The organism is bacterium, from assembly GCA_030654305.1.
Lineage (GTDB): Bacteria > Krumholzibacteriota > Krumholzibacteriia > LZORAL124-64-63 > LZORAL124-64-63 > PNOJ01.
In genome coordinates this window covers 1-1,455 of record JAURXS010000264.1, presented here as the reverse complement: position 1 = coordinate 1,455, position 1,455 = coordinate 1, and the positions used below count along the sequence as shown (strand labels likewise).

At 69.3% G+C, this 1,455-nt stretch carries 2 protein-coding genes; both read right to left on the bottom strand.

Going from position 1 to position 1,455, the window contains the following annotated elements; genetic code table 11:
• Positions 1-476, bottom strand: a 476-nt coding sequence (locus Q7W29_07510) for a porin (GenBank protein MDO9171660.1), incomplete at its 3' end; no start/stop codon positions are given.
• Positions 477-659: 183 nt separating this feature from the next.
• Positions 660-1,455, bottom strand: a 796-nt coding sequence (locus Q7W29_07505) for a tripartite tricarboxylate transporter substrate binding protein (GenBank protein ID MDO9171659.1), incomplete at its 5' end; no start/stop codon positions are given.

Genomic DNA, 1,455 nt, shown 5'->3' with positions numbered 1-1,455 from the left:
TGGAACACGTCCAGCGTCTCGGCGATGCGGTCGATGCCCGCGTGCAGCTGGCGCCCGGCGGTCAGGTTGACCTGCTGGTTGCCCAGGCCCACCCAGGCGGCCTTGTCAAAGTGTTTGGCGCTGCCCAGCACGGTGCGGCCGGCGCCGCCCGTGGGCAGGTCCAGCGAAGACTCCAGGCGGAAGCTCGCCGTCAGCCCGCCACCCAGCGCCTCGTTGCCGCGCAGGCCGTAAGAGGGCGCCGTCCACGGACCACTCACCAGACGGGTGCCCGTGCCGTTGGCCTGGTGGCTGAGGTTCAGGGCCGATGCGGCCACGGTGCCGAACAGGGTCACGTTGGACTCCTGCGCCAGGGCCCAGGGGGCGCTGCCCATCAACAGGGCTGCTGCGAGCCAGGTTTTGTGGTGCGACATCAGGGCCGAGCCTGCGCTGTAGCGACGGTTCTGGGCGGGCAGGGCGGGGTGCTTCGGGGTGTTCATCTTCTGGTTCCTCGGGGGTGGGTGGAGACGGAAATGCAGCGGGTCAGCGCGAGCCGGGTGGGCCGATGTCGCGCACGAAGGCCTGGCCCGCGGGCACTGGCCCGCTGACAAGGAATACGTTGGGGGGTGGGTGGGGCGCCGCGTGTGCGCGGAGGCGGCGCCGCCGGCGCCCGGCTCAGGGCGTTACTGGTTGAGCTTGATGTCGAAGGTCTTGACGATGCTGGCATTGCGCTCGAAGTCCGCGCGCAGCGATTTCGCCATCTGTTCGGCGGTCTCGTCACCACCGAGGTCGAAGCCCGCGCCGAGCAGGCGGTCGCGCACCTTGGGCGAGGCCGCGGCCTTGTCCACCGCGGCGTTGATCTTCTCCACCAGGGCGGTGGGCACACCGGCCGCCACGATGATGCCGACCCAGTTGCTGAAGTCGAGCTCGGGGTAGCCCTGTTCGGCCAGCGTCGGCACGTTGGGCAGGTGCTGCGAACGCTTCTTTGACGCCACGCCGAAAGCCTGCACCTTGCCCGCCGTGATCATGTTGCGCGCGGTGGCCAGGCCGTCGAACATCAGCGGGATCTGGCTGCCCATCACCTGGGCCAGCGCGGGTGGCGAGCCGGCGAAGGGCACGTGCTGCATGTCCAGCCCGGCCTTCTGGTTCAGGATCATGCCGGCGTAGTGCGAGCTGGTGCCGGTGCTGTACGACGCGAAGCTCACTTTGCCCGGGTTGGCCTTCACCCAGGCGACCACGCCCTTGACGGCCTTGGCCGGCACGTTGGGCGCGCCGATCATCACCATGCTGGCGCGGGCGATCGCGGTCACCGGCTTCACGTCCTTGAGCGGGTCAAAGGCCGTCTTCATCACGTGCGGGATTTCGGTCAGGATGTTGCTCGCCGTCATCATGATGGTGCTGCCATCGGCCGGCGCCGCGATCATGGCCTGCACCGCGATGGCGCCACCGGCACCGGCGCGGTTTTCCACCACCACCGGC